Source organism: Rhizobium sp. CCGE 510 (assembly GCF_000292525.1).
GTDB lineage: Bacteria > Pseudomonadota > Alphaproteobacteria > Rhizobiales > Rhizobiaceae > Rhizobium.
Map to the genome: position 1 here is coordinate 1 of NZ_AEYF01000117.1, position 670 is coordinate 670.

A 670-nucleotide genomic window follows, 5' to 3' on the forward strand; every position below is an offset into this window, starting at 1 on the left:
TTCGATCCCTTATTGGTTGACCGAGAATTAGGTGACGTGCTCTCAAATAGATGGGATACCAACGGCGGCATCGGCACTTGGGTAGTGGAATATGGAGATCGACAGCAATTTGATGCGCAGCGCGTCGCGTATACCAGCGAACCGCTTCTGCACGATGTCGAGATCACCGGACATCCAGTCGTACAGCTTAATATTACCTCGACACGCGAGGACGGACTCTTCTTTGTCTATCTCGAAGCAGTGAGGCCGGACCGAGTTTCATACTATCTTACAGAAGGTCAATTGCGCGCGCGACATCGCAAGGTGTGGGCGGCCTCGCCACTGAGCGTTCTAGGACCACAGCAAAGTTATCTCGAACGCGATGCCGAGCCTCTCACACCAGGTGAACCAACCATCATGACATTCACCTTGCTGCCGATTTCAGCGCTTATTCCAGCGGGTTTCAGTTTGAGGGTATCTCTCGCGGGTAGCGAGAGCACCAGTTTTGCCAATATACCCGCCGACGGTGAGCCGCCAGAACTCAGTTTTCATCGCGGCGTAGATGGGTGCTACATCGACATCCCAGTTGTTGAACCGTGATCAATGATGGAAGCGGTGCAACCCCGCCGAACGCGCCGAACCCGACAATCGAGAACTGCTAGCACTTCAGGTCTGCGTGTGAAGGCGAATT

At 54.0% G+C, this 670-nt stretch carries 1 protein-coding gene; it reads left to right on the plus strand.

The features are described 5' to 3' along the window. Window positions 1-579 (plus strand): CocE/NonD family hydrolase (locus RCCGE510_RS32735; protein WP_007638028.1); only part of this gene is annotated, 579 nt, incomplete at its 5' end. Window positions 580-670: the final 91 nt, after the last annotated feature.